The sequence below is a fragment of the Reyranella sp. genome, from assembly GCF_052439685.1.
GTDB lineage: Bacteria > Pseudomonadota > Alphaproteobacteria > Reyranellales > Reyranellaceae > Reyranella.
On sequence record NZ_JBQVQG010000013.1, the window covers coordinates 85,920 to 111,546 of the forward strand.

A 25,627-nucleotide genomic window follows, 5' to 3' on the forward strand; every position below is an offset into this window, starting at 1 on the left:
CGAAAAGCCGGGACTCGGGAGGAACATGAGACAATGAGTGGGGCGACCCTCGCCCGCGTCGAAGCCCACGTCTTCCGCACCCCCATCGCGCAGCCGGTCCGTACCTCCTTCGGCACCATGACCGAACGCGCCGCCGTGTTCGTGAAGGTCGAGGATTCCGACGGCGCGCGGGGCTGGGGCGAGATCTGGTGCAACTTTCCGAACGCCGCCGCCGAGCATCGCGCGCTGCTGTTCGCCGACATTGTGGCGCCCCGCGCGCTGGGCCGGTCGCTCGACGATCCGGTCGGCCTGTGGGGCGAGATCGACCGCGCACTGCATGTGCTGCGCGTGCAGAGCGGGGATGCCGGCGCGCTCTCCGCTGCAGCGGCCGGCCTCGATCTGGCGATCCACGATCTTCGGGCACGCAAGCGCGGCCTGCCGCTGTGGCGGGCCCTCGGCGGCACAGACGATGCGCCCGTCCCTGTCTATGCGTCGGGTCTGAACCCCGGCCGCGCTGCCTACGACACGGTGGGCCGCATGCGCGCGGCTGGATACCGGGCCTTCAAGATCAAGGTGGGTTTCGGCGAGGAGACCGACCTCGGCTCGCTGCGGCCCGTGGCCGCCGAGCTGCAGGAAGGCGAGCGGTTGATGGTCGACGCCAACCAGGGCTGGGACCTGGGCGCGGCCTGCCGTATGGCACCGAAGCTCGCCGAGTTCGGGTTGGGCTGGATCGAGGAGCCGCTGATGGCCGACCGGCCCCTCGCCGAATGGACCCAGGTCGCTGCCGTGGCGCCGGCCCGGCTGGCCATCGGCGAGAACCTGCGCGGCGCCGGCCCCTTCCAGGAAGCCATCGACAGCGGCCTGTTCGGGGTGATTCAGCCCGATGCCGCCAAATGGGGCGGCCATTCGGGCTGCCAGCCCGTCGCCCGCGCCGCCCTGGCGGCGGGCCGCACCTTCTGTCCGCACTTCCTGGGTGGTGGCATTGGCCTGCTCCACTCGTTGCACCTGCTGGCCGCCGTGCGCGGTTCCGGCCTGCTCGAGGTCGATGCCAACCCCAATCCCCTGCGCGAAGGCATCCTTCAGGACGTTTTTTCGGTCCGTGACGGAAGCGTCAGTCTTCCCGGAGGGCAAGGACTCGGTCTAGAACCGAACATCAAGCCGCTCCTAACCCTAAGAAGCCTACATATCGAGCGGCGCGCGTAAGAGAGGAAACGCCATGCTGGGTTTGATGCAAGACCGTCCGCTGCTGATCTCGCAGATCATCGACTATGCAGCCGCCGCCTATCCCGAAGTCGAGATCGTGACGCGAACCGTCGAAGGGCCGATCCACCGCTACGGCTACAAGGACGCGCAGAAGCGCGCCAAGCAACTGGCGGAAGCGCTGCAGGGGCTCGGCATCAAGCTTGGCGACCGGGTCGGGACCATCGCCTGGAACACCTACCGGCATTTCGAGCTCTATTTCGGCATCTCCGGCATCGGCGCGGTGCTGCACACGCTGAACCCGCGCCTGGCGCCCGAGCACGTGGCCTATATCGCCAACCATGCCGAGGACCAGATCCTCTTCGTCGACCTCAACCTGGTACCGATCGTCGAGGGCGTCTGGGACCAGCTGAAGACCGTGAAGCATGTCGTGGTCATGACCGACCGCGCCCATATGCCGGCCTCGGCCAAGATCCCGAACCTGCTCTGCTACGAGGAGCTGATCGCCGACAAGCCGGGCACGCTGACGTGGCCGGAGTTCGACGAGAAGACGGCCTCGTCGCTTTGCTACACGTCGGGCACCACGGGCAATCCCAAGGGCGTGCTCTACTCTCACCGCTCCACGATGATCCATTCGATGATGATGTGCTCGGGCCCGGTTCTGGCGCTCGATCCCGATACGACCATCCTGCCCGTCGTGCCGATGTTTCACGCCAATGCCTGGGGCCTCGTCTATGCCGGCCCCTTCTGCGGCACCAAGCTGGTGTTCCCGGGCTTCAAGCTCGACGGCGCCAGCATCTACGAGCTGCTCGACAAGGAGCAGGTGACCCTGTCGGCCGGCGTGCCGACCGTGTGGCTGGCCCTGCTCGACTACTGCCAGCAGAACAAGCTCAAGATGTCGTCGGTGAAGCGCACCCTGATCGGCGGCTCGGCCGTGCCCTACGCCATGATCGAGCGCTTCTGGAAGGAGCACGGTGTCGAGGTCGCGCAGGGCTGGGGCATGACAGAGATGAGCCCGCTCGGCACGCTCACCCGGTTCAACAGGGGCGAGCGCAACCTGCCCGATGCCGAGCGCTTCGCCATCACCGCCAAGCAGGGCCGCCCGGTGTTCGGCTGCGAGATGAAGATCATCGACGATGCCGGCAACGACCTGCCGCTCGACGGCAGCGTCTCCGGCAACATGGTCGTGCGCGGTCCGTGGATCGTGAAGGGCTACATGAAGGGCGACGGCAGGAGCCAGTTCCTCGAGAACGACTGGTTCCACACCGGCGACGTCTGCAAGATCGAGAGCGACGGCTCGGTGGTCATCACCGACCGCTCCAAGGACGTGATCAAATCGGGCGGCGAGTGGATCAGCTCGATCGATCTCGAGAATGCCGCCATGGGCTGCCCCGGCGTGGCCGAGGCCGCGGTGATCGGGGTCGCCCATCCCAAGTGGGACGAGCGCCCCCTCCTCATCGTCGTCCGCCGTCCCGACGCGTCCCTCGAGAAGGGCGACGTCCTGAAGTTTCTCGACGGCAAGATCGCCAAGTGGTGGATGCCCGACGACGTGCAGTTCATCGACGCCATCCCGCACGGCGCCACCGGCAAGATCCTGAAGACGGCGCTGCGCCAGCAGTTCGAGAGCTACAAGCTCCCAACCGCCTGAACCTCTGCCTCCCGGGCCTGACGCAGCTCTGCGATGGCATGGCGCGTCACCTGGAAGGCACCGACCAGGGCGAGGCCGGACATGATCGCGGCGACGAGATAGTCCGGCCAGCCGCTCCCTGAGCCGAAAACGCCCGCAGCGGCGGCCAGCACGGCGAGGTTGCCGATCGCGTCGTTGCGCGTGCAGATCCACACCGAGCGCATGTTGCTGTCGCCGTCGCGCCAGCGATAGAGCAGCAGCGCCACACCGAAATTGGCGGCGAGCGCCAGCGCGCCGACCACGCCCATCACCGGCGCCGCCGGTACGGTGCCGGCCATGGCGTGATTGATCGTGGTGATCGCGATCCACAGGCCGAAGGCGCCCATGCTGGCGGCTTTCAGGAGCGAGGCGCGGGCACGCCACTGGATCGCCATGCCCAGCACGAACAGGCTGATGCCGTAGTTGCCGGCGTCCCCCAGGAAGTCGAGCGAGTCGGCGAGCAGCGAGACCGATTGCGCCGCAACGCCCGCGCCGATCTCGACCGCGAACATGGCGAGGTTCACCGCCAGGGCGATCCACAGGATCCGCCGGTAGGCGGGCGAGGATGCTGCCGCGGCGCCGTGGTCATGGCTGTGACCGGGACCGTGCGAATGAGAGTGGCAGCTCGCGCTCATGTCAGTGCTCCGCGATGTGGTTGACCATGTCCTCGACCATGCGGCGGACATGGAGATCGTCGGCCTCGTAGTAGACCTGCTTGCCCTGCCGGTCGGCCCGCACAAGGCGCGCGCCCTTCAGCAGCCGCAGGTGATGGCTCACCAGCGAAACCGAGAGGCCAAGCCGCTCGGCGATGTCCGACACCGCGAGCGGCGTGCGCAGGCAGGAGACCACGATCTTCAACCGGGTCGGATCGCCCAGCAGCCGGAACAGGTCGGCCAGCGCCACCGCGTGGTCGTCGGAGAGGAGGGTTTTCTTTGCTTTGGACATTTGAATAACTGTTCAAATGTAAGAAGCACCTGCCCTGCCGTCAACCCGCGAGAATCGTTACGTTATTTCCTCCTGTCGACGGCGAATCGCGATGTCGCAAACCACCGCCACAACGACGATCGCGCCTCCGGCGAGAGTCGGCCAGCCCGGCGTCTCGGCGAAGGCCAGCCAGACCCAGATCGTGCCGAGCGGCGTCTGCAGCACGCCGATCAGGGCGCCGCGCGTCGCGGAGACCAGCGGCGTGCCCAGTGCCAGCAGCAACAGGCCGAGGCCGAACTGGCTCATGCCGAACAGCGCGAGCAGCAGCAGTTCGTGTCCGCTCACCGCCAGCGGCTGCGCAAAAGGCAGCACGATCGCCGCGCAGAGGAAGGCCGAAAGCCCGACCGCCGGCAGCATGCTGGTTCCGGGATGGCGCCGGATCAGCACCAGGACGAGCGACATCAGCACGACCATCCCGAAAGCCAACAGGTTGCCCGGCAGGCGTCCTCCCGAGGCCGCCGCGCCCATCATCACCGCAACACCGACGACGGCCGCGACCGTTGCCATCAGCGTCACCCAGTACTCGCGCTCGCCGATCACCAGCCAGGCAATGCCCGCCGTCACGAAGGGGATCATGGCGTCGATCACCAGCACGTCGGCCACCGTCGACAAACGCAGCGCATTCAGGAAGCACACGGTCGCCAGCGCCGAGCACAGCGCGATCAAGAGCCCGTCGTAGCCGATGGCGCGCACCGCTTGCGCGACACGTCCCTGCTCCCGCCACGCCAGCATGCCGGCGAGGAACAGTCCGCCGAAGACACCGCGCCAGAACAGCATCGTCCAGGCATCGAGATCGATTAGCCGCGTGTAGAAACCGGCGGTGCTGTAGGCGGCGGCCGACGCCGCCAGCAGGATCGTGCCCCACCAGGCCGTCTTGGAGGCGCTCATGAACGCCGCCATCCACTGCGGCTGGCCTCGGCTGCCGAGTAGGCCGCGCGTGCGAACTCGGGCCGGGCCTGCTCGTCGAGGTGATCGAGGATGGCGCGGCTGTCGACCAACCGCATGCCATCGTCCAGTTCGAGGATCGGCACCTTGCCCAGCGGGTCGAGCGCCAGCACGGCCTCGAAATCCGCAAAGACCGACAGCACGCGCCGCTCGAAGCCGATCCCGTAACGATTGAGCGTCACCGCGACCCGCCGGACGAAGGGCGAGTCGTGCTGGCCGACCAGGATCATCGGACCAGCGCCACGCAATCCATCTCGAGGTCGAAGGGGCCGAACCATCCTGCCGTGCAAACGAAGATGCGCGCCGGCTTGTGGTCGCCGAAATACTCGGCGTAGACCGCGTTGATGGTCGCGAAATACGCCGGGTTCGAGCAGTAGACGTTGCACTTCACGACGCGGTCGAGGCCTGAGCCCGCCGCCTCCAGGCACGACTTCAGGTGATCGAGCACTCGCCGCGCCTGAGCGTCGATCGGCAGGATGTCGTAGCCGCCGGTTTCGGGATTCACCGGCGGCAGGCCGGAGACATAGACCCAGTCGCCGGCCCGCACGACCGGCGAGGTCGGCACCGTATTACGTTGAGCGAACTTGGCGAGCGCCGGCACATGCGGCATGGTCATTTCGATTCGGGACATCGGTTTTCCTTCGATTTGGAGAGGCGGCCAAACCTACCAACCGCCTACTGACAGCGTTGTGTCAGCAGCAAAAGAAGGCCATAAAACGGGCCTCATGCGTCGCTCCGATCGCCTGTTCGACATCATCCAGCACCTGCGCACGGCCAAGAGGCCGGTCACCGCCGCAGCGCTGGCGACGAAGCTCGAAGTGACGCCCCGCACCATCTATCGCGACATCGCGACCCTGCAGGCGCGGCGCGTGCCGATCGATGGGGCGGCGGGGATCGGCTACGTGCTGCGCAAGAGCTTCGACCTGCCGCCACTGATGTTCACCGCCGACGAAGTCGAGGCCATCGCCATCGGCGCGCGCCTCGTCCGCCGCCTGCGCGACGCCAAGCTGCAGGAGGCGGCCGACAGCGTCTTCTCCAAGGTCACGGTGGTGCTGCCTGAGGCGCTACGCCGGCAGCTCGTTTCGACGCCTTTCTTCGTCTCGCCCGGCGACACTGTCGAACCGCGCGGCGTCGATCTCGCCGACGTGCGCGCCGCGATCCGCGACAGCCGCAAGCTCCACATCTCCTACGCCGACGAGCAGGGCCGCCGCACCAACCGCACCATCTGGCCGATCGCCATGGCCTACTATGTCGACGTCACGCTGATCGGCGCCTGGTGCGAGCTGCGCAACGGCTACCGCAACTTCCGCGTCGAGCGCATCCAGTCGTCGACGGTGCTCGATGAGCTTTTCGACCAGGACAATGGCCGCCTGTTCCGCGAATGGTCGGAACTGCCGAAGGTGAAGCCGGCCGTTTCCTAGAAGAGATGCAGCGCCGCAACATTGACGATCGCGCCGCTGCCCAGCGCCCATAAAGGATTGCGCCGTGTCGTGTAGACGAAGGCGGTGGTGGCGAGGCTGATCAGCACGGTGACGGTGTCGTGATCCACGGTACGCATCATCGAGAGGCCGGACGCCAGCATCATGCCGAGCGCGACAGGTATCAGGGCGGCGCGCAGCACCGCCACGACCGGATGATGGGACCATCGCGTGAGCACGCGGCCGGCGAAATAGGCCAGCGCGCTCGACGGGATCAGGAGGGCGAGCGTCGCCACCAGCAAGCCAGACAGGCCCGCGACCTGCCAGCCGATCAGGCTGACGAAGATCACGTTGGGACCGGGCGAGGCATTGGCGATGGCGAAGGCAGTCGCGAAGGCCGCGTCGGTCATCCAGCCATGGATGTCGACGACCTGGCGGTGGATCTCGGGCAGCAGCGCATTCACGCCGCCGATCGAGACCAGCGACAGCAGCGCGAAGGTCCGTGCCAACTCGGCCAGCACGCCGGTCACCGGCGGCGCTCCCACCAGGTCGCGGCGATGGCGGTCGGCACCAGCACGAGCACCACGGGCACGAGCGGCCAGCGCAGCAGGCCGATCGCCGCGAAGCCCGCCGCGCCGATCGCATAGGAGAGCGGCGTCGGCCGGATGTTGCGGATCATCTTGAGCGCCGTGCCCAGAACGAGACCGGCGGAGGCCGCCGCCGCTCCCATCAACGCGGCCCCCACCTCGGGGATTCCGGCGAGACGCTCGTAGACGACGGCGAGTGCGGTGACGATGACGAGGGGCATCGCCATCTGCCCCAGCAGGCACAGGAGGACGCCGACGGTCCCCTGGTTACGGTCGCCGATGATGACGGCGGCGTTGATGGTGTTGGGCCCCGGCAGGACCTGCCCGATGCCCAGGATCTCGGCGAACTCGCGGTCCGTGAGCCAGCGCCGTTCCTCGACGATGATATGGCGAGCCCACGGCGCCACGCCGCCGAAGCCCAGCAGGCCGATCTTGAGGAAGCCGAAAAACAGGTCAGCCTTGCCGATGTTGCGGCGCGGCGTAGCGGAAGGGTCATGCTGCATTGCGGGCCAGGATAGCAAAATTCGGTCCACGCGCCTCGCCGGCCGTCCCCGACCGCGCTAGCCTCTTCCCACCATGAGCAAAGCCATTCGCCCCCTCGATCCGCAGAACCGCCCGTTCTTCGCCGGCGAAGTCTCGGGCATCGACCTCACGCATCGCCTGAGCGACGAGGAAGTCGCCTTCATCCACGACGGGATGAACCGGTACGGCGTCCTGGTGTTCCGCGACCAGAAGCTCGATGACGAGAGCCAGCTCGCCTTCAGCCGCCAGCTCGGGCCGCTCGAGCAGGCGACCGGGGACATCATGCCGCCGGAGGAACGGCGCATGAGCATGGACCTCAACGACATCTCGAACCTCGACCGTAACGGCAACGTGCTGGCGCGCGACGATCGCCGCCGCCTGTTCAGCCTCGGCAATCAGCTCTGGCATTCCGACAGCTCGTTCAAGGACGTGCCGGCCCTCTATTCGCTTCTGTCGGCGCGCACGATCCCGTCGGCCGGCGGCAACACAGAGTTCGCCGACATGCGCGCAGCCTACGATGCGCTCGACGAGGCGACCAAGCGTGAGGTGCATGACTTGATCTGTCTGCACAGCCAGATCTACTCGCGCGGCATGCTGGGCTTCGAGGACTTCACCGAGGGCGAGCGCATGAAGTGGGCACCTGTGCGCCAGCGCCTGGTGCGCCGCCATCCGGGCTCCGGCCGCCTGTCGCTCTATCTCGCCAGTCATGCCGGCGGTATCGAGGGCTGGCCGGTGCCCGAGGCGCGCGCCTTCCTGCGCGACCTTACCGAGCACGCCACGCAACGCCAGTTCGTCTATGCCCATGTCTGGCGCCCGCTCGACCTGGTGATGTGGGACAACCGGGCCACCATGCACCGCGCCCGCCGTTTCAATTCGGGCGAGGTGCGCGACATGCGCCGCACCACGCTCACCAACATCGTCTCCAGCCTGGAACAGTCCCCTTAGAAGATGCGGCTGCAGTTCCTCGGATCCGGCGATGCTTTCGGCAGCGGCGGACGGTTCAACACCTGTTTCCATGTCGAACGCGCCCGGCACGGCAACCTGCTGGTGGATTGCGGCGCCTCATCCATGGTCGCCATCCGCAAGTGGGAAGTCGAGCCCAATGCGATCTCCACCGTGCTGGTGAGCCATCTGCACGGCGACCATTTCGCGGGGCTCCCCTTCTTTTTGCTCGACGCGCAGCTGGTCAGCCGGCGCACGGCGCCCCTCCTGCTGGCGGGACCGCCCGGGTTCCGCGACCGGCTGATGACCGTCATGGAGGCGATGTTCGCGGGCTCGACCCAGGTCCAGCGCAAGTTCGATCTGGAAATCCGTGAACTCGAACTGCACGAGCGGGTCGAGATGAACGGCCTTGCCGTCACGCCCTACCTGATGAAGCACTATAGCGGCGCGCCCTCCTACGCGCTTCGCATCGAGGCCGACGGCAAGGTGCTCACCTATTCGGGCGACACCGAATGGGTGGAGGAGCTGGTCCCGGCCGCGCGCGATGCCGATCTCTTCATTTGCGAGGCCTACTTCTTCGACAAGGTGATGAAGTACCACATCGACTACACGACGCTGGCCGGCCACCTGCCCCGGATCGGCGCCCGGCGCACCATCGTCACCCACATGAGTGCCGAGCTTCTGGCCCGCGGCTCGGAGATCAAGCTGGAAGCCGCGCATGATGGGCTGGTGGTGGAGTTTTAACCGCCGCTGTCATCCTGAGCGCAGCGAAGGTTCTCACGCCAGCAACGGAGTCCTCTGGTCGATCCGTGAGGTCCTTCGCTGCGTTCAGGACGACAGGGGTTAGCCCTTGGGCACCCACTCCTCGAGCCGAGTGTTGGTCGCAGCATCGAGCATGCAGGTCGCGCGCAGCACCATACCGTGCCTGGCGAAGACTTCCTCCGGCGTCGCGTTCCTGCCGACGCCCGGAAAGACCGGCCGGCCCCGCGGCACGCTGGCGTCGGTGCGCGTCAGGAAAAAGCTGTCGTAGCCGATGTTGAGGAACAGGCCGAACACGTCGGTGCCGCCGACCACGGCCAACGTTCCGTCGTCGACATTGAGGCGCATCCACGCTTCCTCGAACGGCGCCGAGGCGGGGTTCCACAGGATGGCATTGGCATTGTCGGGATCCGGAACGACACGCTCGACCCGTCGGGTGAGGACGATGCGCCGGCGTGCGGCTTCCTTGGGCCCTCCTTCTGCGGAGTGCCGGCCGTTGGCCACCGCCGACGCCTGGTCCACCGAGTCCTGGTAGAATTTCTGGTCCGCCGGAATCTTCAGCCTCTCGGGGAAGGATCCGTCCGACGCCGCGATCATGCCCTCGCTCGACACGATCGCGAATCCTTCGATGCGTGGTCGTCTGCTGGTCATGGACTGCCCCTGAAACCACCTGTTGCGCCGGACAACGAACGCTCCGGCCAATGGATGCAGGGCACCCTAGCGCAAATGGAAGCGGCGGGGAAAAGCCCCGCCGCTCCTCATTTAAAAGAAGGCGCTCAGCCCTTCGGCAGAAGAACCGTGTCGATGACGTGAATGACGCCGTTCGACTGCTTCACGTCGGCGATCGTCACGGTGGCAACGTTGCCGTTCTCATCGGTGAGCGTGATCTTGTCGCCCATCATCTTCGCCTGCAGGACACAGCCGCCCACCGTCTTGACGGGGTGCGTACCCTTGTCGTCGGCAATCATCTTGGCGATCGCCGGCGACATCGCATTGGCCGACACGACATGGCAGGTCAAGATCTTGGTCAGCTTGGCCTTGTTCTCGGGCTTCACCAGCATCTCGACGGTGCCCGGCGGGAGCTTGGCGAAAGCGGCATTGGTCGGCGCGAAAACGGTGAACGGGCCGGCCCCCTGCAGCGTCTCGACGAGGCCGGCAGCCTTCACCGCGGCCACGAGCGTCGTGTGATCCTTCGAATTGGCCGCATTCTCGACGATGTTCTTGTTCGCATACATCGGCGCGCCGCCGACCATGGGATTTGCCGGGGTCGATGACGCCGCCGGAGCCATGGTCTGGGCAAAGGCCGGGGCGACGGCAACAAGGGACAGGGCGGCAGCTGCGATAAGCGTGTGACGCTTGAGCATAATTCTCTCCAGTTGGATGAGGGTTCTTCGAGCAGTACAGCCGACGCCGGCGCGCTCGCCGTCGGCTCGACAGGGCGGCATCTCTTGCAGCCTCGTCGTTGTGTGCTACGCCCATCCTCCAAAGCCGGTTCATCGCGCGGCTCACACACTATTGTGACGACGCCGATATCGAATCAGGTGATCCAACGGGAGTGAAACAGGCATGCGTGTCACCGATCTCAGAACAATGCTCGTCGAAGTGCCGCTCGACCGGCCGACCCGCAATTCGAGCGGTGTCAGCAACGACCGCATCGGTGCCGTACTGATCTTCGTCGACACCGACATCGGCGTCACCGGCGAGAGCTTCCTGTTCACCCTGGGCGGACGGCGCATCGAGGTGCTGCGCGCCATGGTCGACAGCCTGAAGCCCGCCCTGCTGGACGAAGACATCCGCTACGCCGAGCGTTTCTGGGAGCGGATGTGGCGCGAACTCTACTTCCTCGGCCACAAGGGCGTGACGATCTTCGGTCTCGCCGGCGTCGACACCGCGCTGTGGGACGCCAAGGGCAAGGCGCTGGGCCAGTCGGTCACCCATTTGCTGGGCGCCGCCCGCGATCGCATCCCTGTCTATTCAAGCGCCGGCCTGTGGCTGTCGGCGACGCCCGACGAACTCGCGAAGGAAGCCGCCGGGTACGTGGCCGAAGGGTTCCGCGGCGTGAAGATGCGGGTCGGCAAGGCGCATGTGGAAGAAGACGTCGAGAGAGTCGCCGCGGTGCGCAAGGCGATCGGCCCCCGCGTGTCGCTGATGTGCGATGCCAGCCGCGGCTTCACCGCCGACCATGCGATTCGCCTCGGCCGCAAACTGGAAGACTTCGACCTCACCTGGTTCGAGGAGCCGGTCGCACCCTACGATCATCGCGGCTCTGCACGGGTCGCGGCCGCCCTCGACACGCCGATCGCCAGCGGCGAGACCGAAGCGACCCGCTACGGCTTCCGCGAGATGCTGGCGCACGGTGCAGCCGACATCTGGATGGCCGATCTCGCCCGCGTCGGCGGCGTCAGCGAATTCGTGAAGGTGGCGCATCTCGCCGCGGCACACGACATCGCCATATCCAACCATCTCTTCACGCAGCAGAGCATCGGCCTGCTGGGAGCCTTCGCCAACGCGACCTGGCTGGAATACATGCCCTGGACCTCGAAGCTCTACCGCGAGCCGATCGCGGTGGAGGACGGTCACATCGCGGTACCCGACCGTCCCGGCCTCGGTTTCACCTTCGATCCCGACGCGATCGAGCGCTATCGGGTCCGCTGATCCATCGTGTTAGGGTCGGTCCCTTCCATAGGGGACCGACCGACGATGACCGCGTACAGTGATTTCAAGCCGCTGACCTTCCACGACGCCACGAAGCGCTTCGCCGACGGCAGCGATACGCCGCGTGCCTATCTCGAACACTGCCTCGAGACGGTGGCGGCGCGCGAGCCGGTAGTGAAGGCCTTCACGGCCATCAACGAGGCCGGCGCCCGCGACGCCGCCGACGCCAGCACCGCGCGCTGGAAGACCGGCAAGCCGCTCTCCTCCATCGACGGCATGCCGGTCGCCATCAAGGACCTGCTCGAGACCAAGGACATGCCCACCCAGATGGGCTGCGAGGCTTTCAAGGGCAACTTCCCCAAGCGCGACAATGCCGCCGTCTGGGCGCTGCGCCAGGCCGGCGCGATCGTTCTCGCCAAGACCGTGACGGCCGAACTCGGCGGTTCGCATCCCGGTCCGACCACCAACCCCTTCGATTCGACCCGTACGCCGGGCGGCTCCTCCTCCGGTTCGGCCGCCGCCGTGGGCGCCAACATGGTGCCGGCGGCCATCGGCACGCAGGTCGGCGGCTCGATCATTCGCCCGGCCGCCTATTGCGGAAACTTTGCCCTGAAGCCGACGCAGGGTGGCATCAATCGCGGCGAGCGGCAGGCGACCAGCCAGAGCACGCACGGCCCGCATGCCAATTCGCTGCAGGACATGTGGCAGGTCGCCATCGAGATCGCGCGGCGCGCCGGCGGCGATCGCGGTGAGGTCGGCCTGATGGGCCCCTCCAGCCTGCCCGCCGCGGTGAAGCCCAACCGCCTGGTCGTGCTGGAGACCGAAGGCTGGGTCGAGTTGGACGATGCGACCAAGACGGCCTTCGACGGCGTGCTGAAGCAGTTGCGCGACGCCGGCGTCGAGCTGAGCTTCCGCAAGGACCATCCCTGGATCGAGGCGCTGGAGAAGTCGATCGCCAACGGCCGCGCCATCTGCGGCGGCGTGACGGGCTGGGAGAACCGCTGGGGGCAGCGCGGGATCGTCGACAACAATCCCGCCGGCGTCAGCGAACGCACCAAAGCGGGGCTCGCCAAGGCCGAGGCGATGACGCTGGACGACTACCGGATGGCGCTGCTGGCGCGCGAGAATGCCCAGCGCATCCATGCGACCATGGCCCCGTTGGCCGATGCGGCCATCACTCTGGCCTGCCCGGGTCCCGCCCCGCTCTGGCCGGGCGACGTGCCGGGCCAGCCCCTGGCGCCGCGCCCGACCGGCGATTTCGTCTTCAATGCGCCGAGTTCGATGCTGTTCGCGCCCGTCGTCACCGTGCCGCTGATGAGCGTCGGCGGCATGCCGGTCGGCCTGCAGCTGATGGGCCAGAAGCACGAGGACGCCCGCATGACCGGCCTCGCGCGCTGGTTCGACGAGACCCTGAAGCGCGTCTCGGCCTGAGATCCGCGGCCCTCATTCTCACCTCCCCCGTTTGACGCGGGGGAGGAAAGCTTTCTGATCGCTACACCGGCTGGATGCCCAGCGCGACGATGCGCGGGATGAGCGTCTTCTTCAGACGCTCATAGTCGGCCATGACTTCCTCGTGGGGCATCGGCTTCTCCACGAGGGCGAAGCTGTCCATCATCTTCTTGCCGGGTTCGGAATCGGCGGCCGCCACCCAGAGGTCAGACATCCGCTTCACGATGTCCTTCGGGGTCGCGGCGGGCGCGGCGAGCGCCAGCCAGCCCGACACGGTGAAGGCATCGTCGGTGAAGCCCTGCTCCAGTGAGGTCGGCGTGTCTGGGAGTGCGCGGGCACGCACCTTGGACGGCGCGGCAATGCCACGCACGTCGCCCTTCACGATCAGCGCGTTCATCGCCTGTGGGCTGCCCATGGCGGCCTGCAGCTGGCCCGCGCCCATGTCCTGCCACATGGGCGCCTCGCCCTTGTAGGTCACGATCTCCATCGTGAGCCCGTACTTCTCGTTCAGCGTCTGGGCGAAGATGTGCGCCGAGGAGCCCAGCGCCCACGAGCCGAAGTTCACCTTGTTCTTCTTGGCGTACTCGATGAAGGTCTTGAGATCCTTGACCTCGGCCGGCAGCGACTTGTGCACGACGACCGGCAGCACGCCTGAGGACGTGCCCGAGACGACGGTGAAGTCCTTGTCGGGATCGAAGCCCAGCGTCTTGAACATCACCCGGTTCTGGATGAGCGTGCTCGAAACGGAGTGCAGGAACGTGTAGCCGTCGGCCGGCGCGCGGGCGACCTGGGCCGCGCCGATGTTGCCGCTGGCGCCCGGCTTGTTGTCGACGATGACCTGTTGGCCGGTGGCCTGGCTGACAGACTGGCCGAAGGCGCGGGCAATGCCGTCGGTGAGACCGCCGGCCGGGAAATTCACGACGATGGTGATCGGCTTGTTGGGCCACGCGGCGCCCTGGGCCCGGACGATCGACGGCGCGGCCACGATCAAGGCGGCGCCGGCAGCACCGGCCCGCAACAGCCCGCGACGAGTGGTCGTTTCTCTGGTCATTTTCTCATAGCCTCCCAGTTTCGTTTTTAGGTGGCGATGCATAGCGGCTGACTTTGTCAGGAGCTAGGCTGTGTATCTGCACCTATCTCCGCACGGCGAAACGCAAGGCCGCTGGGCGGGGCAGTCAGAGATTGCTAAGACCACCCGTCCGTTACGGGTCTCATCAGGGAAGAACGTCCATGTCCGACGCTGTCATACGCTCCACAGAGGGGCGAATCGGAATCCTCACCATCAACAATCCGCCGGTGAATGCGCTGGCCGCGGCTGTCCGGGCCGGCATCAAGGACGGCGTCGAGGCGTTCGCCCAGGATTCCAACGTCGACGCCATCGTGCTGATCGGCGGCGGCCGCACCTTCATCGCCGGTGCCGACATCCGCGAGTTCGGCAAGCCGCCGTCGGGTCCGAACCTGAACGACGTCATCGCCACCATGGAGAACTCGCCCAAGCTGATCGTGGCGGCTCTGCACGGCACGCCGCTGGGCGGCGGCCTCGAGACGGCACTGGGCGCTCACTATCGCGTTTCGCTGCCGACCACCCGCATGGGCCTGCCGGAAGTGCATCTCGGCCTGCTGCCGGGCGCCGGCGGCACCCAGCGCCTGCCGCGCCTCACCGGCGCCAAGTACGCGCTCGACGCCATCCTCTCGGGCCGCCACATCCCGGCGGCCGAGGCCAAGAGCAAGGGCATCGTCGACGCCATCGTCGAAGGCGACCTGCTGAAGGGCGCCATCGCCCACGCCCAGATGCTGGTGGCCCAGAAGGCGCCGCTCCGCCGCGTCCGCGACCTCACCGTCACGCTCGAGTCGCCGGAACTGTTCGCCGAGACCGAGAAGTCGATCGCCCGCAAGGCGCGCGGCTTCAAGGCGCCGTGGAACATCATCAAGTGCGTCCAGGCCGCCGTCGAACTGCCGTTCGACGAAGGCATGAAGCGCGAGCGCGAGCTGTTCAGCGAGCTGCTGACCTCTCAGGAATCGGCGGCGCAGCGTTATTACTTCTTCGCCGAGCGCGAGGCCGCCAAGGTCAAGGACGTACCGGCCGACACGCCGCAGCGCGAGATCAAGACCGGCGGCATCATCGGCGCCGGCACGATGGGCGGCGGTATCGCCATGAACTTCGCCAACGCGGGCGTTCCGGTCACGATGCTGGAAACCAGCCAGGAAGCACTGGATCGCGGCCTCAAGACCATCCGCACCAACTACGAGAACACCGCCAAGCGCGGCGGCATGAAGGCAGAGGACGTCGAGAAGCGCATGGCGCTGATCACGCCGACCCTCGACTACAACGCCCTGAAGGATGCCGACGTCATCATCGAGGCGGTGTTCGAGACGATGGAAGTCAAGGAAGCCGTCTTCAAGAAGCTCGACGAAGTCGCCAAGCCGGGTGCCATCCTGGCCACGAACACGTCCGGCCTCGACGTCAACCAGATCGCGACCTACACGAAGCGGCCTGGCGACGTGATCGGCATGCACTTCTTCTCGCCGGCCAACGTCATGAAGCTGCTCGAGAACGTGCGCGGCAAGGCAACCGAGAAGGACGTCATCGCGACGGTCATGTCGTTCTCCAAGAAGATCGGCAAGATCCCGGTCCTGGTCGGCGTCTGCGAGGGCTTCGTCGGCAATCGGATGCTTCGCATGAGGGGCATCCAGTCGGCCTACATGATGGAGGAAGGCGCCCTTCCCCAGCAGATCGACAAGGTGGTCTACGACTACGGCTTCCCGATGGGCCCGTTCGCGATGAGCGACCTCGCCGGCAACGACGTGGGCTGGCGCATCCGCCAGGGCAAGAAGGAAAAGGAAAAGCGCAACGTGCGCTACACCGGCTACGTCGCCGACGCGATCTGCGAGCTGGGCCGCTTCGGCCAGAAGACCGGCGCCGGCTACTACAAGTACAATCTGCCCGACCGCACGCCGATCCCCGACCCCGAGGTCGAGAAGATCATCGAGGAGACGTCGAAGAAGCTCGGCATCACCCGCCGCGCCATCTCCGACCAGGAGATCCTGGAGCGCGCGCTCTATCCGATGGTGAACGAGGGCGCCAAGATCCTCGAAGAGGGCATGGCCCAGCGCTCGCTCGACATCGACGTGATCTGGGTCAACGGCTACGGCTGGCCGGTCTATCGCGGCGGCCCGATGTGGTGGGCCGACAACGTCGTCGGCCTCAAGACCATCCACGACGCGCTGGTGAAGTACCGCGACCTCTCCGGCGACCCGTTCTGGGAACCGGCACCGCTGCTCAAGAAGCTGGTGCAGGAAGGCAAGAAGTTCTCTAGCGTCTGACGTCAATTCGTCGCCCACCCCCTCCCTACCTCCCCCGTCTGACGGGGGAGGTGCCCGAAGGGCGGAGGGGGAAAGCGACTCCAAGGTTCTATCTGGAAGGAAACTCAAATGGCTGATGCAGTAATCGTCTCCACCGCCCGCACGCCGATCGGCAAGGCATTCCGCGGCATCTTCAACGACACGCACGGCGCCGACATGGGCGCGCACGTGATCAAGCACGCCGCCGAGCGCGCCAAGGTCGACCTGGCCGAAGTCGAGGACGTGATCCTGGGCTGCGCCGCACCGGAAGGCACCACGGGCTCCAACGTCGCGCGCGTCTCGGCCATGCGCGCCGGCGCCCCGGTCAGCGTCTCGGGCGTCACCGTCAACCGCTTCTGCTCGTCGGGCCTGCAGACCATCTCGATGGCCGCCCAGCGCGTGCTGGTCGACAAGGTGCCGGTGATGATCGCCGGCGGCCTGGAGTCGGTGTCGCTGGTCCAGGGCCCGCCGGGCGGCAACAAGAACCGTCTGGTGAACCCGTGGGTGCAGGAGCACGTGCCGGGCATCTACCACGCCATGATCACGACGGCCGACACGGTCGCCGCGCGCTACGGCATCAGCCGCGAGGCGCAGGACGAGTACTCGCTGCAGAGCCAGCTGCGCACCGCGGCGGGCCAGCAGGCCGGCAAGTTCGACGACGAGATCGTGCCGATGGAAACCACGATGCTGGTCACCGACAAGAACACCAACGAGACCACCCGCAAGACGGTCAAGCTCACCAAGGACGAGGGCAACCGTCCCGAGACGACGCTCGAAGGCCTGGCCAAGCTGCAGCCGGTCGCCGGTCCCGACAAGTGGATCACCGCCGGCAACGCCAGCCAGCTCTCCGACGGCGCCTCGGCCGCGGTCATCATGAGCGATGCCGAAGCCGCCAAGCGCGGCCTGACGCCGCTCGGCATCTACAAGGGCCTGGTCGTCGCCGGCTGCGAGCCCGACGAAATGGGCATCGGCCCGGTCTACGCGATCCCGAAGCTGCTGAAGCGCTTCGGCCTCAAGATGGACGACATCGACCTCTGGGAGCTGAACGAGGCCTTCGCGGTGCAGGTCCTGTACTGCCGCGACAAGCTCGGCATCCCCAACGAGAAGCTGAACGTCAACGGCGGCTCGATCTCGATCGGCCATCCGTTCGGCATGACCGGCGCGCGCTGCACCGGCCACGCCCTGATCGAGGGCCGTCGCCGCAAGGCCAAGAACGTCGTCGTGACCATGTGCATCGGCGGCGGCATGGGCGCCGCCGGCCTGTTCGAGGTCGTGCAGTAAGCGGATAGGCCCTGCGCCATCCGTTCCTGATCAACGAGCCCGGCGGTGATGTCGATATCGAGATCACCGCCGACGGCTTGTGCTTCGTGAACGAGGGCGGCCGATCGGCCTCCCTGCCCTTCAGCCGGATCCGTGAGGTCCGGCTTTTTTGCGAGACGACGGAGGATGGTGACCTCTTCACCGTCTTCTTCTGCGAGCTGAGGCTTCGCGATCGGCAAACCATTCTATTGTCGAGCAACATGGCAGGCCGATACCTCTACCGTGACTTCGTGCAGCTCTTGCACCAGCGTCTCGTGCCGCTCCGCCGCCGCATCAGGTTTCGCGGCGGATGGACCTGGCTCCGCTTCATCGGCTGGGTCCTCTTGGGCGTCGAGGGTTCGCACTTCCACGTCGGCTCGTACATCGTGCCGCTCTTTCCGCTCCTGTCCTACGAGCGCCTTGCCTTCCGGCAAAATCGTCCGCGGCGATACAGGCCGGACAGGCTTCCCGATTTTCTCCTGCCTGACGTCGGGACCATCAGCCCGCCGTAACGCAACACAGCGCCGGTCAAGCTACCGTAAGTAGTGGCGCCGCACGGACTTGCCGATGGCGCCGTACAGGTCGGAAACACCGACCTTCCATTGCACCGCCAGTTCCTCGAGGCCGATCTCTTCACTGCCTTGGCGTCCGAGAAACACGACCTCGTCGCCGAGCCTGGCTTCGGGCACGTCGGTCAGGTCGACACGCAGCAATTCCGAATGCGTCGGTCCCAGCAGGCGCACGCGCTTGCCGTGGAGCAGCGCCGTGGCATTCTCCGGGATCTTGCGCGGGTAACCGTCGGACCAGCCGTACGGGACGAGCCCGATCTTCATGCCGGGCCGGCGCGGCAGGAACGGCGCGGGCATGACGTCGCCGATATCGTCGAGCGACTTCACCATCACGAGATGGCTGCGCAGGTTCACCAGCGCATGACGCCAGACGCGCTCGCGTCCGGCCGCGGCGGGGAAACTCTGCCCGATCGCGAGGCGTCCCGGATCGACGGCATTCAGGTCGGCCTCGGGATGGCTGAGGATGATGGCCGAGCTCGAAACCATGCGGACGGGAACGTCGATGCCGGCCGCCTCGATACGCTTCAGTGCGTCGATGCAGGATTTGACCTGCGCGTCGGTATAGACGGGATCGACCGGACCATAGGACGCCATGGGATGGCCGTAGGCACCCGCCAATTCGAGCGTGTTGCTGTCGGCGATGGCGCGCGCCACGGCCGGCGCATGATGGGGAAAGGCACCGGCGCGGAACCCGCCGCCGTCGAGCTTCAGGAACACCTTCAGCGACCTGGCCTGCGCCGACCATGCGGCCACGTCCTCGAGCGTCGAGAGCGTCGGCATGAGGTTGTGCTCCTCCAGCGCCGGCGCGGTATCCGGCAGGCAGGTTGGATAGAGCAGAATCGGCAGGCGCACGCCCGCTTGGCGCGCGGCCATCGCACGATCGAGGTTGCCGAAGGCGACGCCGGCGGCGCCGGCCCGCTCGGCCGTGCGGGCGACCTCGATGTCGCCGCAGCCACTGGCATCGCCCTTGACGCAGACGAACACGCCGACCTTGGGGCCGACCATGTCGCCCAGCGTGGCGAGATTATGCGTAATGGCCGAGAGGTCGATCTCGCACCAGGTGGGACGTTGGGCGTGCATCATTGGTTTCCTGAGAGGGTTGGCTAAATGCGATGCGCCGCCTGGTAGCGGGCGAGAAAGGAACGCAGGCGGTCGCCCTTGGGAGTGCCGAACAGGTCGGCGGGCGATGCCAGCTCGACGATCTCGCCTGCTGCCATGAAGGCTACGCGGCTCGAAACCTCGCGGGCAAATTGCATCTCGTGGGTCACGATCATCATGGTCATGCCGTCGGCGGCGAGCGATTGCACGACGTCGAGCACCTCGCCGACCAGTTCCGGATCGAGTGCCGACGTGACCTCGTCGAGCAGGATGAGATGCGGCTCCATCGCCAAGGTGCGCGCAATGGCGACGCGCTGCTGCTGACCGCCCGAGAGCGCCGCCGGATACTGCGCCGCCTTTTCGGCAAGGCCGACACGCTCGAGCAGAGCCATCGCCTTCTCGCGCGCCTGCTTCAGCGGCAGGCCGCGCACCTTCACCGGCGCTGCCGTCAGATTGTCGAGCACGGTGAGATGCGGAAAGAGATTGTAGCTCTGGAATACCATGCCGACGCGCGCGCGCATCGCGGCGACCTCGCGGTCGGGGCGCGCCTTGCGGCTGCCGTCGGCGCCGATGCGGATGCCGACGGTCTCGCCGTCGATGCTGATCGCGCCACTGTCGTAGGTCTCGAGAAAGTTGACGCAACGCAGCAACGTGGTCTTGCCGCAGCCGCTCGGGCCGATCAGCGTCACGACCTCGCCCCTGCCGACGGTGAGCGACACGTCGTTCAGGACCCGGTTGGCGCCAAACGACTTGCCGACCCGGTCGATGACGACGAGGGGCTCTCGGAGAGGCTCAGGCATGCGAGTTGCGCTCCACGTAGCTCGCCAGCCGCGCCAGCGGGAAACAGATCAGGTAGTAGCCGGCGGCGACACCGAGATAGGTCGGCATCAGCTCGCCCGTGCGCTCGCCGATTTCCCGGCCGGCCGAAAACAACTCCCATCCGCCGATGGCGCTGATCAGGGACGTGTTCTTGACCACCGAGAGCGCGGTGTTGAGGAAGGGCGCTACGCACAGACGCCGCGCCTGCGGCAGGATGACGATGCTGAAATTCTGGAGGCCGCGGAAGCCGACGCTGCGGCCGGCGTCCCATTGCGTCCGCGGCACCGCCATGAGGGCGCCGCGGAACACCTCACCCATGTACGCGGCAAAATAGAAGCCCATCACCACGATCGCAGCGGCATAGACCGGCAGCGTGATGCCAAGATAAGGCAGGCTGAAATAGCAGCCGATCAGAAGAACCAGCAGCGGGATACCGCGCGTGACCAGAGCATATCCCGCCGCCAGCATGCGCAGAGGGGGCCAGGCATAAAGTCGGGTCAGCGCCAGCCCCATGCCGAGCAACGAGCTCAACAGGATCACGGCAGCGGCAAGCATCACGGTGACGCTTGCCCCCCAGGCCATATAGGTGAGCACGGACAGCTTCATGTGCGCACCCTCATGTGCGGACCGGGAAGCGCCAGGCCAGCAGCTTCATCGCCCCCAGCAGGATCGCCGCCATCGCCAGGTAGAGCGCCGCCATCATGAAGAACGTCTCGTATGGCGCGGCGCTCCGATCGAGCAGCAGCTTGCCGGCCTGCGTCAGCTCGGCCACGGAAATGGTCGAGGCGATCGAGCTGTCCTTGAGGATCACGACCGCCTGGTTGCCGAGCACCGGCAGGACTCGGCGCAGCGCCTGAGGCAGCACGATGTCGAACAGCGCCCGGCGCGGCATCATGCCGAGCGACAGGGCGGCCTCCGTTTGCGTGCGCTTCACCGACTCGATGCCCGCGCGGTAGATCTCGCCGGCATAGGCGCTGTTCTGCAGCACCAGCGCGTTCACCCCGCAGGCGAACGCTTCGGGATAGAGGCCAATCTCGGGCAGGCCGAAGTACAGGATGAAGATCTGCGCCAGGACCGGCGTGTTTCGCATCACGTCGATGTAGGCGATCGTGACGGCGCGTACCGCGGCGTACCGGCTGCGCCGGCCGGCGACGACGATCAAGCCGCCGATCGCCGCGCCGACCAGCGCGAGGGCCGTCAGCGCCACGGTGATCTCCAGCCCTTCCAGCAGGGCCGGGAGAATGCGCAGGAGGAAGGCGGTGTCCATTGAACGATACGGACGCGAGCGGGATCAGCGAGCGGACAGGATCACTTCGCCGAATAGAAGCGTGCCGGCGGCGGTGCGGCGCCGAACCATTTGCGGTAAAGCGCCTCGTATTCGTCGTAGCGCGAACCATGCGTGTATTCGCCGACGATGGTGTCGAGGCAGAGCCAGAGCTGGAAGTCTCCGGGCTTCATGAACAGCGCATTGCCGTTCAGGCTGCCGAGCTGGCCGGGCAGCTTGACCCAGGCCCCGTTGGAACGGGCGATCTGGAACTCGGCTGCGGCCGAATCGGCCTGCACGGCGCCCACCCGCCGGCTTTTCAGCGCCTGGAAGGCTGCGCTGTCGGTATCGAAGTACATTGCCTTGGCCTTGGGGGCATAGCGCTTCGCGCGATCGATCATCGCGGCAGTGTTGGTCGCGCCGAAAGTCACATCCGCGCTGTCGAGATCCTCGATCTTCTTGATCGGTGAATCCTTCGGCACGACGACGAACGTGGTCGAATCCATGTAGGGCCGCGTGAAGGCGAGCCGCACGGCGCGATCGGGGTAGATGGTAGCCGATGCGATGCCGAAATCGACACGCCCGGAAAGCACCGCCGGGAAACGGCCCGCCGCGTTGACGACGACGAACTCGATCTTGTCGGGGCTGCCCAGGATCGACTTGGCGAGCAGACGGGCAAACTCGATCTCGAAGCCGGTATGGATGCCGTTCTCGTCGATGAAGCCGGTGGGCATCGTACTGTTGCTCACGGCCACGACCAGCTTGTCGCGCTTCAGGATGGCCTCGAGGCGCGACTCCTCTGCCTGGGCGGTGCCCAGCCCCGCAGCGAACGCCACGACACTCAATACAATTGCGAAGCAAAGCGAAGTGCGATGGTCGAAGCGCACCCGGCTGAACAGAGAATGGCAAAGCCCCATAATTTACTCCCCCAACGCAGCAAATAGCACGATAGATGAGAGTTCAACACGTTGCGGCAGGTCGGAAAAGCGAGTTAATCCCATGCTGAGTATCGCGAAACGCGATGCTCTGTAGATTCGAGAAGCGCCGATGCTGCGAGAGTTCCAGACCTTCCTGGCGGTGTGCCGCTGGGGCACCTTCACCGCCGCCGCCCAACGACTCGGCATGACGCAGTCGGCGGTCAGCGATCACATTCAGCGGCTCGAAGAGTTCACCGGCGTGCAGCTCTTTCACCGCACCGGCCGGTCGGCCACTCTGAATGCCGCCGGCGAGGCGTTGCGGCCGCTCGCCGAGGAAGCGCTGCAGATCACCGACCGCATGCGCACGGGCCATGGCGCTGACCAGCTGCGCGGCAGCCTGCGGGTGGGTACGATCACATCGGTGCACAACAGCCTGATGGCGCGTGCGCTCGTCGCTTTCCGGCACGCCCATCCCGCGGTTACGATCCGCCTCATTCGCCGCGAAGGCCCGATGACGGGCGATGTAGAGCGCGAGGAGTTCGACCTGGCGGCCTCCGTCCTGCCCAGCCTGCCCTTGCTGCGCACGATCCGCTGGATCCCGCTGTTCCGCAAACCCTTCGTGCTGATCGCGCCCGTGACCACACGTGCCCGCGATTGGCGCGAGGCCATGGCGATGCACACCTTCATGGGCTACGACCTGTCGTGGAGCGCCGGCGTGCAGATCGACGATTTCCTGTCGCGCATGGGCGTGCCGGTTCGCGACACGCTCTGGGTCGACTATCTCGACACCATGATCACCCTGGTCGCGAGCGGCGTGGGCGTCGCCATCATCCCCCGCACGGCGCTGGGAGAGTCCGTCGGACTGGTGCGGGAATTCGAGTTCGGTACCGATACGTTCTATCGCGAAGTCGGCCTCCTGCGCCGCGCCCGGCCACCCAACGGCGGCGCCATCGCCGACGCGTTCATCGACACGCTGCTCGACGAGGTGAAGCGCGAACCGTTTGCCGAACCCCCGCACTGACCCGACGGCGGAGGTTCATTCCTTGCTCAGCCGAGCATGACGTCGAGGAACATCATCACCACCAGGCCGATCATCAGGCCGACCGTGCCGTGATTCTCGAATCCGCGGCGGTGTGTTTCCGGGATGATCTCGTCGCTGATGACGAAGATCATCGCGCCGCCGGCATAGGCCAGGCCCCAGGGCAGCAGCGATTGCGCCACGGTGACGGCGCCGGCCCCCAGCAGGCCACCGATCGGTTCGACCAGCCCGGTCAGCAGCGCTACCAGGAAGGCTTGGCGCTTGCCGTAGTCGAGGCTCAGCAGCGCGACGGCGACGGCCAGCCCTTCCGGCATGTTCTGCAGGCCGATGCCGATCGCCAGTGCGATGGCCTTGCCGGGATCGTCGCCGCCGAAACCCACGCCCACCGCCAGTCCCTCGGGGAAATTGTGCAGGGTGATGGCGATCACGAACAACCAGATGCGCCGGAAGCGCGGCGCGTCGGGTCCCTGGCGGCCCATGATGAAATGCTCGTGCGGCAGGTAGCGATGGACCAGCCAAAGGCTGGTGGCGCCGAACAGGATGCCGGCGATCACCAGGGTGACGGCGCCCAGCTTGGTCGCGCCCTGCTCCTGCGCCACGTCGATGCCGGGAATGATCAGTGAGAAGAACGAGGCCGCCAGCATCACGCCGGCGGCGAAGCCCAGCATGACGTCCTGCGCCTGTGCGGAGAGCTTTCGGATGAACAGGATCGGCAGCGCGCCGAGCGCGGTCGCCAGCCCCGCGCACAGGCTGGCAAGGGCGCCGGCCAGGATCGGTGACGACGACGCGAAAGCGGAAAACATATGGACTCCCTCACCAGCACGAAACCCGGTCTGGCGAGAAAGCGCGACCCCGCGCCGAAGCGCAACCTGGCCTTGAGTATAACCTGGATCAGCGCCGGTTGCGGCGCAGATCCTCCTCGTCCTGCCACATCAAGAACTGCGGGCCGAGATCGGAGATCTTGGTGGCGCCGATCTGCGCCATGCTGATGTCGACCTCGCGATGGAAGATCTGCAGCGCCTTGGCTGCGCCCGCCACGCCCCCGGCGGTGACGCCGTAGAGCGTCGGCCTGCCGACGAACACGAACTTGGCGCCCATGCACAGCGCGATGATGGCGTCGAGGCCGCGGCGCACGCCGCCGTCGAACATCACCGTCATCTTGTCGCCGACCGCGTCGCGGATCGCCGGCAGCACCTCGAGCGGCGACGGTGCCAGGTCGAGCTGACGGGCGCCGTGGTTGGAGACCATGACGCCATCGACACCCATCGAATGGGCGCGGATCGCATCGTCGGGATGCATGATCCCCTTCAGCACGAAATTGCCCTTCCACAGCTCGCGGAAGCGCTCGACATGCTTCCAGGTCATGGGCGCGCGGTTCTGGTAAGCGACCATGTCGGCCACCTTGTCGGCCGTCGCGTCGGGACCGGCATACTTGGCCCAGTTATCGAAATAGGGCGTGCCGTGGCGGAACCACTGCATCATCCAGGCCGGATGCAGCAGTGCCTCGAACTTGGTCTTCCAGGTGAGCTTGAGCGGCCGCGACCAGCCGTTGCGCGTGTTGCGCTCGCGGTTGGAGCCCTCGGGCACGTCGACCGTGAAGACGAGCGTCCGCAAACCGGCATCGGCCGAGCGCCTGATCATGTCCTCGGAGACCGCCTGGTCCTTGGCCGAATAAAGTTGGTACCAGCCATGGTCGGGCGCGAGCCTGCCAAGATCCTCGATCGAGCCGGTGCTCGAGCCCGACATGATGAACGGCACGTTGGCGTCGCGCGCCGCCTCGGCCAGCATCAGATCCGCACCGTGCCGGAACAGGCCGGCGAGGCCCGTGGGGGCGATGCCGATGGGGCTGGAATAGGTCCGGCCGAACAGGGTGGTGGACTGGTCGCGCACCGAGACGTCGACGAGATAGCGCGGCACGATGCGGGCCTTGCGGAAGGCCTGCTCGTTGGTGACGAGGCCGACCTCGTCGTCGGTGCCGCCCTCGATGAAGTCGTAGGCGATCTTGGGCAGCCGTCTCTTCGCGAGCTTGCGCAGATCATCGATGTTCACCACGCCGTCCATCGTCTCACTCCTCGATCCGTCGGCAGCTGCCATTCATTTGCAACATTTTGACTGGCTTTCGCGAGCCCGGCCAGAGCCGCATTCCGCCCCGCGTCCGCCCCCGTCGCCGCTGG

The 25,627-nt window shown here is 66.5% G+C and carries 28 protein-coding genes; 11 read left to right on the forward strand and 17 right to left on the reverse strand.

Going from position 1 to position 25,627, the window contains the following annotated elements; genetic code table 11:
• Positions 1-33 precede the first annotated feature (33 nt).
• Positions 34-1,182, forward strand: coding sequence for a mandelate racemase/muconate lactonizing enzyme family protein (locus ACT6UX_RS17605; protein ID WP_444776448.1), 1,149 nt, complete (start codon positions 34-36; stop codon positions 1,180-1,182).
• Positions 1,183-1,195: 13 nt separating this feature from the next.
• Positions 1,196-2,827 (forward strand): long-chain-fatty-acid--CoA ligase, encoded by a 1,632-nt coding sequence (locus ACT6UX_RS17610; protein ID WP_444776449.1) that lies wholly within the window; start codon positions 1,196-1,198, stop codon positions 2,825-2,827.
• On the opposite strand, the gene ACT6UX_RS17615 is transcribed toward ACT6UX_RS17610, so the two are convergent.
• Genes ACT6UX_RS17615 through ACT6UX_RS17635 form a run of 5 tightly spaced genes read right to left on the reverse strand, consistent with a single transcriptional unit; the run spans position 2,806 to position 5,405 of the window.
• On the reverse strand, positions 2,806-3,480 hold the full coding sequence (locus ACT6UX_RS17615) for a cation transporter (RefSeq protein WP_444776450.1): 675 nt from the start codon (positions 3,478-3,480) through the stop codon (positions 2,806-2,808). The genes ACT6UX_RS17610 and ACT6UX_RS17615 overlap by 22 nt on opposite strands.
• A gap of 1 nt (position 3,481) precedes the next feature.
• Complete coding sequence (locus tag ACT6UX_RS17620) at positions 3,482-3,790, reverse strand: ArsR/SmtB family transcription factor (RefSeq protein WP_298314864.1); 309 nt, start codon at positions 3,788-3,790, stop codon at positions 3,482-3,484.
• 57 nt (positions 3,791-3,847) lie between these two features.
• Complete coding sequence (locus ACT6UX_RS17625; RefSeq protein ID WP_444776451.1) at positions 3,848-4,717, reverse strand: EamA family transporter; 870 nt, start codon at positions 4,715-4,717, stop codon at positions 3,848-3,850.
• Positions 4,714-5,004 carry a glutathione S-transferase N-terminal domain-containing protein gene (locus ACT6UX_RS17630; protein ID WP_444776452.1) on the reverse strand — a complete coding sequence of 97 codons (291 nt, stop codon included), beginning with the start codon at positions 5,002-5,004 and terminating at the stop codon, positions 4,714-4,716. Before ACT6UX_RS17630 ends, ACT6UX_RS17625 begins: the two co-directional genes overlap by 4 nt.
• A complete protein-coding gene (locus ACT6UX_RS17635; RefSeq protein WP_444776453.1) occupies positions 5,001-5,405 on the reverse strand; it encodes a RidA family protein in 405 nt (134 codons plus the stop codon). Before ACT6UX_RS17635 ends, ACT6UX_RS17630 begins: the two co-directional genes overlap by 4 nt.
• A 94-nt stretch (positions 5,406-5,499) precedes the next feature.
• Here ACT6UX_RS17635 and ACT6UX_RS17640 point away from each other — a divergent pair, with 94 nt between their 5' ends.
• Positions 5,500-6,195, forward strand: coding sequence for a helix-turn-helix transcriptional regulator (locus ACT6UX_RS17640; RefSeq protein WP_444776454.1), 696 nt, complete (start codon positions 5,500-5,502; stop codon positions 6,193-6,195).
• On the opposite strand, the gene ACT6UX_RS17645 is transcribed toward ACT6UX_RS17640, so the two are convergent.
• Positions 6,192-6,722: a chromate transporter gene (locus tag ACT6UX_RS17645; RefSeq protein WP_444776455.1), complete on the reverse strand. Its 531-nt coding sequence runs from the start codon at positions 6,720-6,722 to the stop codon at positions 6,192-6,194. The genes ACT6UX_RS17640 and ACT6UX_RS17645 overlap by 4 nt on opposite strands.
• Complete coding sequence (locus ACT6UX_RS17650) at positions 6,719-7,282, reverse strand: chromate transporter (RefSeq protein ID WP_444776456.1); 564 nt, start codon at positions 7,280-7,282, stop codon at positions 6,719-6,721. Before ACT6UX_RS17650 ends, ACT6UX_RS17645 begins: the two co-directional genes overlap by 4 nt.
• 73 nt (positions 7,283-7,355) lie before the next feature.
• Between ACT6UX_RS17650 and ACT6UX_RS17655 the strand changes: the two genes are divergently transcribed.
• Both ACT6UX_RS17655 and ACT6UX_RS17660 read left to right on the forward strand, forming a co-directional pair.
• Positions 7,356-8,246, forward strand: a complete 891-nt coding sequence (locus ACT6UX_RS17655) for a TauD/TfdA dioxygenase family protein (RefSeq protein WP_444776457.1) — start codon at positions 7,356-7,358, stop codon at positions 8,244-8,246.
• A 3-nt stretch (positions 8,247-8,249) separates the two neighbouring features.
• On the forward strand, positions 8,250-8,987 hold the full coding sequence (locus ACT6UX_RS17660) for an MBL fold metallo-hydrolase (protein ID WP_444776458.1): 738 nt from the start codon (positions 8,250-8,252) through the stop codon (positions 8,985-8,987).
• Positions 8,988-9,086: 99 nt separating this feature from the next.
• Here ACT6UX_RS17660 and ACT6UX_RS17665 read toward each other — a convergent pair whose 3' ends face one another.
• Complete coding sequence (locus tag ACT6UX_RS17665; RefSeq protein ID WP_444776459.1) at positions 9,087-9,653, reverse strand: dihydrofolate reductase family protein; 567 nt, start codon at positions 9,651-9,653, stop codon at positions 9,087-9,089.
• Positions 9,654-9,778: 125 nt separating this feature from the next.
• Positions 9,779-10,291, reverse strand: coding sequence for a fasciclin domain-containing protein (locus ACT6UX_RS17670; RefSeq protein WP_444776514.1), 513 nt, complete (start codon positions 10,289-10,291; stop codon positions 9,779-9,781).
• A gap of 277 nt (positions 10,292-10,568) precedes the next feature.
• Here ACT6UX_RS17670 and ACT6UX_RS17675 point away from each other — a divergent pair, with 277 nt between their 5' ends.
• Together ACT6UX_RS17675 and ACT6UX_RS17680 are read left to right on the forward strand one after the other, a co-directional pair.
• Complete coding sequence (locus ACT6UX_RS17675; RefSeq protein ID WP_444776460.1) at positions 10,569-11,657, forward strand: mandelate racemase/muconate lactonizing enzyme family protein; 1,089 nt, start codon at positions 10,569-10,571, stop codon at positions 11,655-11,657.
• Between the two features lie 45 nt (positions 11,658-11,702).
• Complete coding sequence (locus ACT6UX_RS17680; RefSeq protein WP_444776461.1) at positions 11,703-13,088, forward strand: amidase; 1,386 nt, start codon at positions 11,703-11,705, stop codon at positions 13,086-13,088.
• Between the two features lie 61 nt (positions 13,089-13,149).
• Here ACT6UX_RS17680 and ACT6UX_RS17685 read toward each other — a convergent pair whose 3' ends face one another.
• Positions 13,150-14,157, reverse strand: coding sequence for a Bug family tripartite tricarboxylate transporter substrate binding protein (locus tag ACT6UX_RS17685; protein WP_444776462.1), 1,008 nt, complete (start codon positions 14,155-14,157; stop codon positions 13,150-13,152).
• Positions 14,158-14,336: 179 nt separating this feature from the next.
• Between ACT6UX_RS17685 and ACT6UX_RS17690 the strand changes: the two genes are divergently transcribed.
• The 3 genes from ACT6UX_RS17690 (at position 14,337) to ACT6UX_RS17700 (ending at position 18,259) form a co-directional block, all read left to right on the forward strand.
• Positions 14,337-16,430 (forward strand): 3-hydroxyacyl-CoA dehydrogenase NAD-binding domain-containing protein, encoded by a 2,094-nt coding sequence (locus ACT6UX_RS17690; protein ID WP_444776463.1) that lies wholly within the window; start codon positions 14,337-14,339, stop codon positions 16,428-16,430.
• Between the two features lie 108 nt (positions 16,431-16,538).
• A complete protein-coding gene (locus ACT6UX_RS17695) occupies positions 16,539-17,729 on the forward strand; it encodes an acetyl-CoA C-acyltransferase (RefSeq protein WP_422029142.1) in 1,191 nt (396 codons plus the stop codon).
• A gap of 239 nt (positions 17,730-17,968) precedes the next feature.
• Positions 17,969-18,259, forward strand: a complete 291-nt coding sequence (locus tag ACT6UX_RS17700; RefSeq protein ID WP_444776464.1) for a hypothetical protein — start codon at positions 17,969-17,971, stop codon at positions 18,257-18,259.
• A 21-nt stretch (positions 18,260-18,280) separates the two neighbouring features.
• Here the strand turns inward: ACT6UX_RS17700 and ACT6UX_RS17705 are convergent, their stop codons facing one another.
• The 5 genes from ACT6UX_RS17705 to ACT6UX_RS17725 are packed head-to-tail and all read right to left on the reverse strand — an operon-like array spanning position 18,281 to position 22,333.
• Positions 18,281-19,396 carry an alanine racemase gene (locus ACT6UX_RS17705; RefSeq protein ID WP_444776465.1) on the reverse strand — a complete coding sequence of 372 codons (1,116 nt, stop codon included), beginning with the start codon at positions 19,394-19,396 and terminating at the stop codon, positions 18,281-18,283.
• 23 nt (positions 19,397-19,419) lie between these two features.
• Entirely contained in the window at positions 19,420-20,214 is a 795-nt protein-coding gene (locus ACT6UX_RS17710; protein WP_444776466.1) for an amino acid ABC transporter ATP-binding protein, read from the reverse strand.
• Positions 20,207-20,839: an amino acid ABC transporter permease gene (locus ACT6UX_RS17715; protein ID WP_444776467.1), complete on the reverse strand. Its 633-nt coding sequence runs from the start codon at positions 20,837-20,839 to the stop codon at positions 20,207-20,209. The genes ACT6UX_RS17710 and ACT6UX_RS17715 overlap by 8 nt, the downstream gene beginning before the upstream one ends.
• 10 nt (positions 20,840-20,849) lie before the next feature.
• The gene (locus tag ACT6UX_RS17720; protein WP_444776468.1) at positions 20,850-21,500 is read right to left on the reverse strand and encodes an amino acid ABC transporter permease; all 651 of its coding nucleotides are present in this window, start codon (positions 21,498-21,500) and stop codon (positions 20,850-20,852) included.
• 41 nt (positions 21,501-21,541) lie between these two features.
• Positions 21,542-22,333, reverse strand: coding sequence for a substrate-binding periplasmic protein (locus tag ACT6UX_RS17725; protein WP_444776469.1), 792 nt, complete (start codon positions 22,331-22,333; stop codon positions 21,542-21,544).
• 211 nt (positions 22,334-22,544) lie between these two features.
• Between ACT6UX_RS17725 and ACT6UX_RS17730 the strand changes: the two genes are divergently transcribed.
• The gene (locus tag ACT6UX_RS17730) at positions 22,545-23,435 is read left to right on the forward strand and encodes a LysR family transcriptional regulator (protein WP_444776470.1); all 891 of its coding nucleotides are present in this window, start codon (positions 22,545-22,547) and stop codon (positions 23,433-23,435) included.
• 26 nt (positions 23,436-23,461) lie between these two features.
• Here ACT6UX_RS17730 and ACT6UX_RS17735 read toward each other — a convergent pair whose 3' ends face one another.
• Together ACT6UX_RS17735 and ACT6UX_RS17740 are read right to left on the reverse strand one after the other, a co-directional pair.
• On the reverse strand, positions 23,462-24,256 hold the full coding sequence (locus ACT6UX_RS17735; RefSeq protein ID WP_444776471.1) for a ZIP family metal transporter: 795 nt from the start codon (positions 24,254-24,256) through the stop codon (positions 23,462-23,464).
• Between the two features lie 88 nt (positions 24,257-24,344).
• Complete coding sequence (locus ACT6UX_RS17740) at positions 24,345-25,514, reverse strand: alpha-hydroxy acid oxidase (RefSeq protein ID WP_444776472.1); 1,170 nt, start codon at positions 25,512-25,514, stop codon at positions 24,345-24,347.
• Positions 25,515-25,627: the final 113 nt, after the last annotated feature.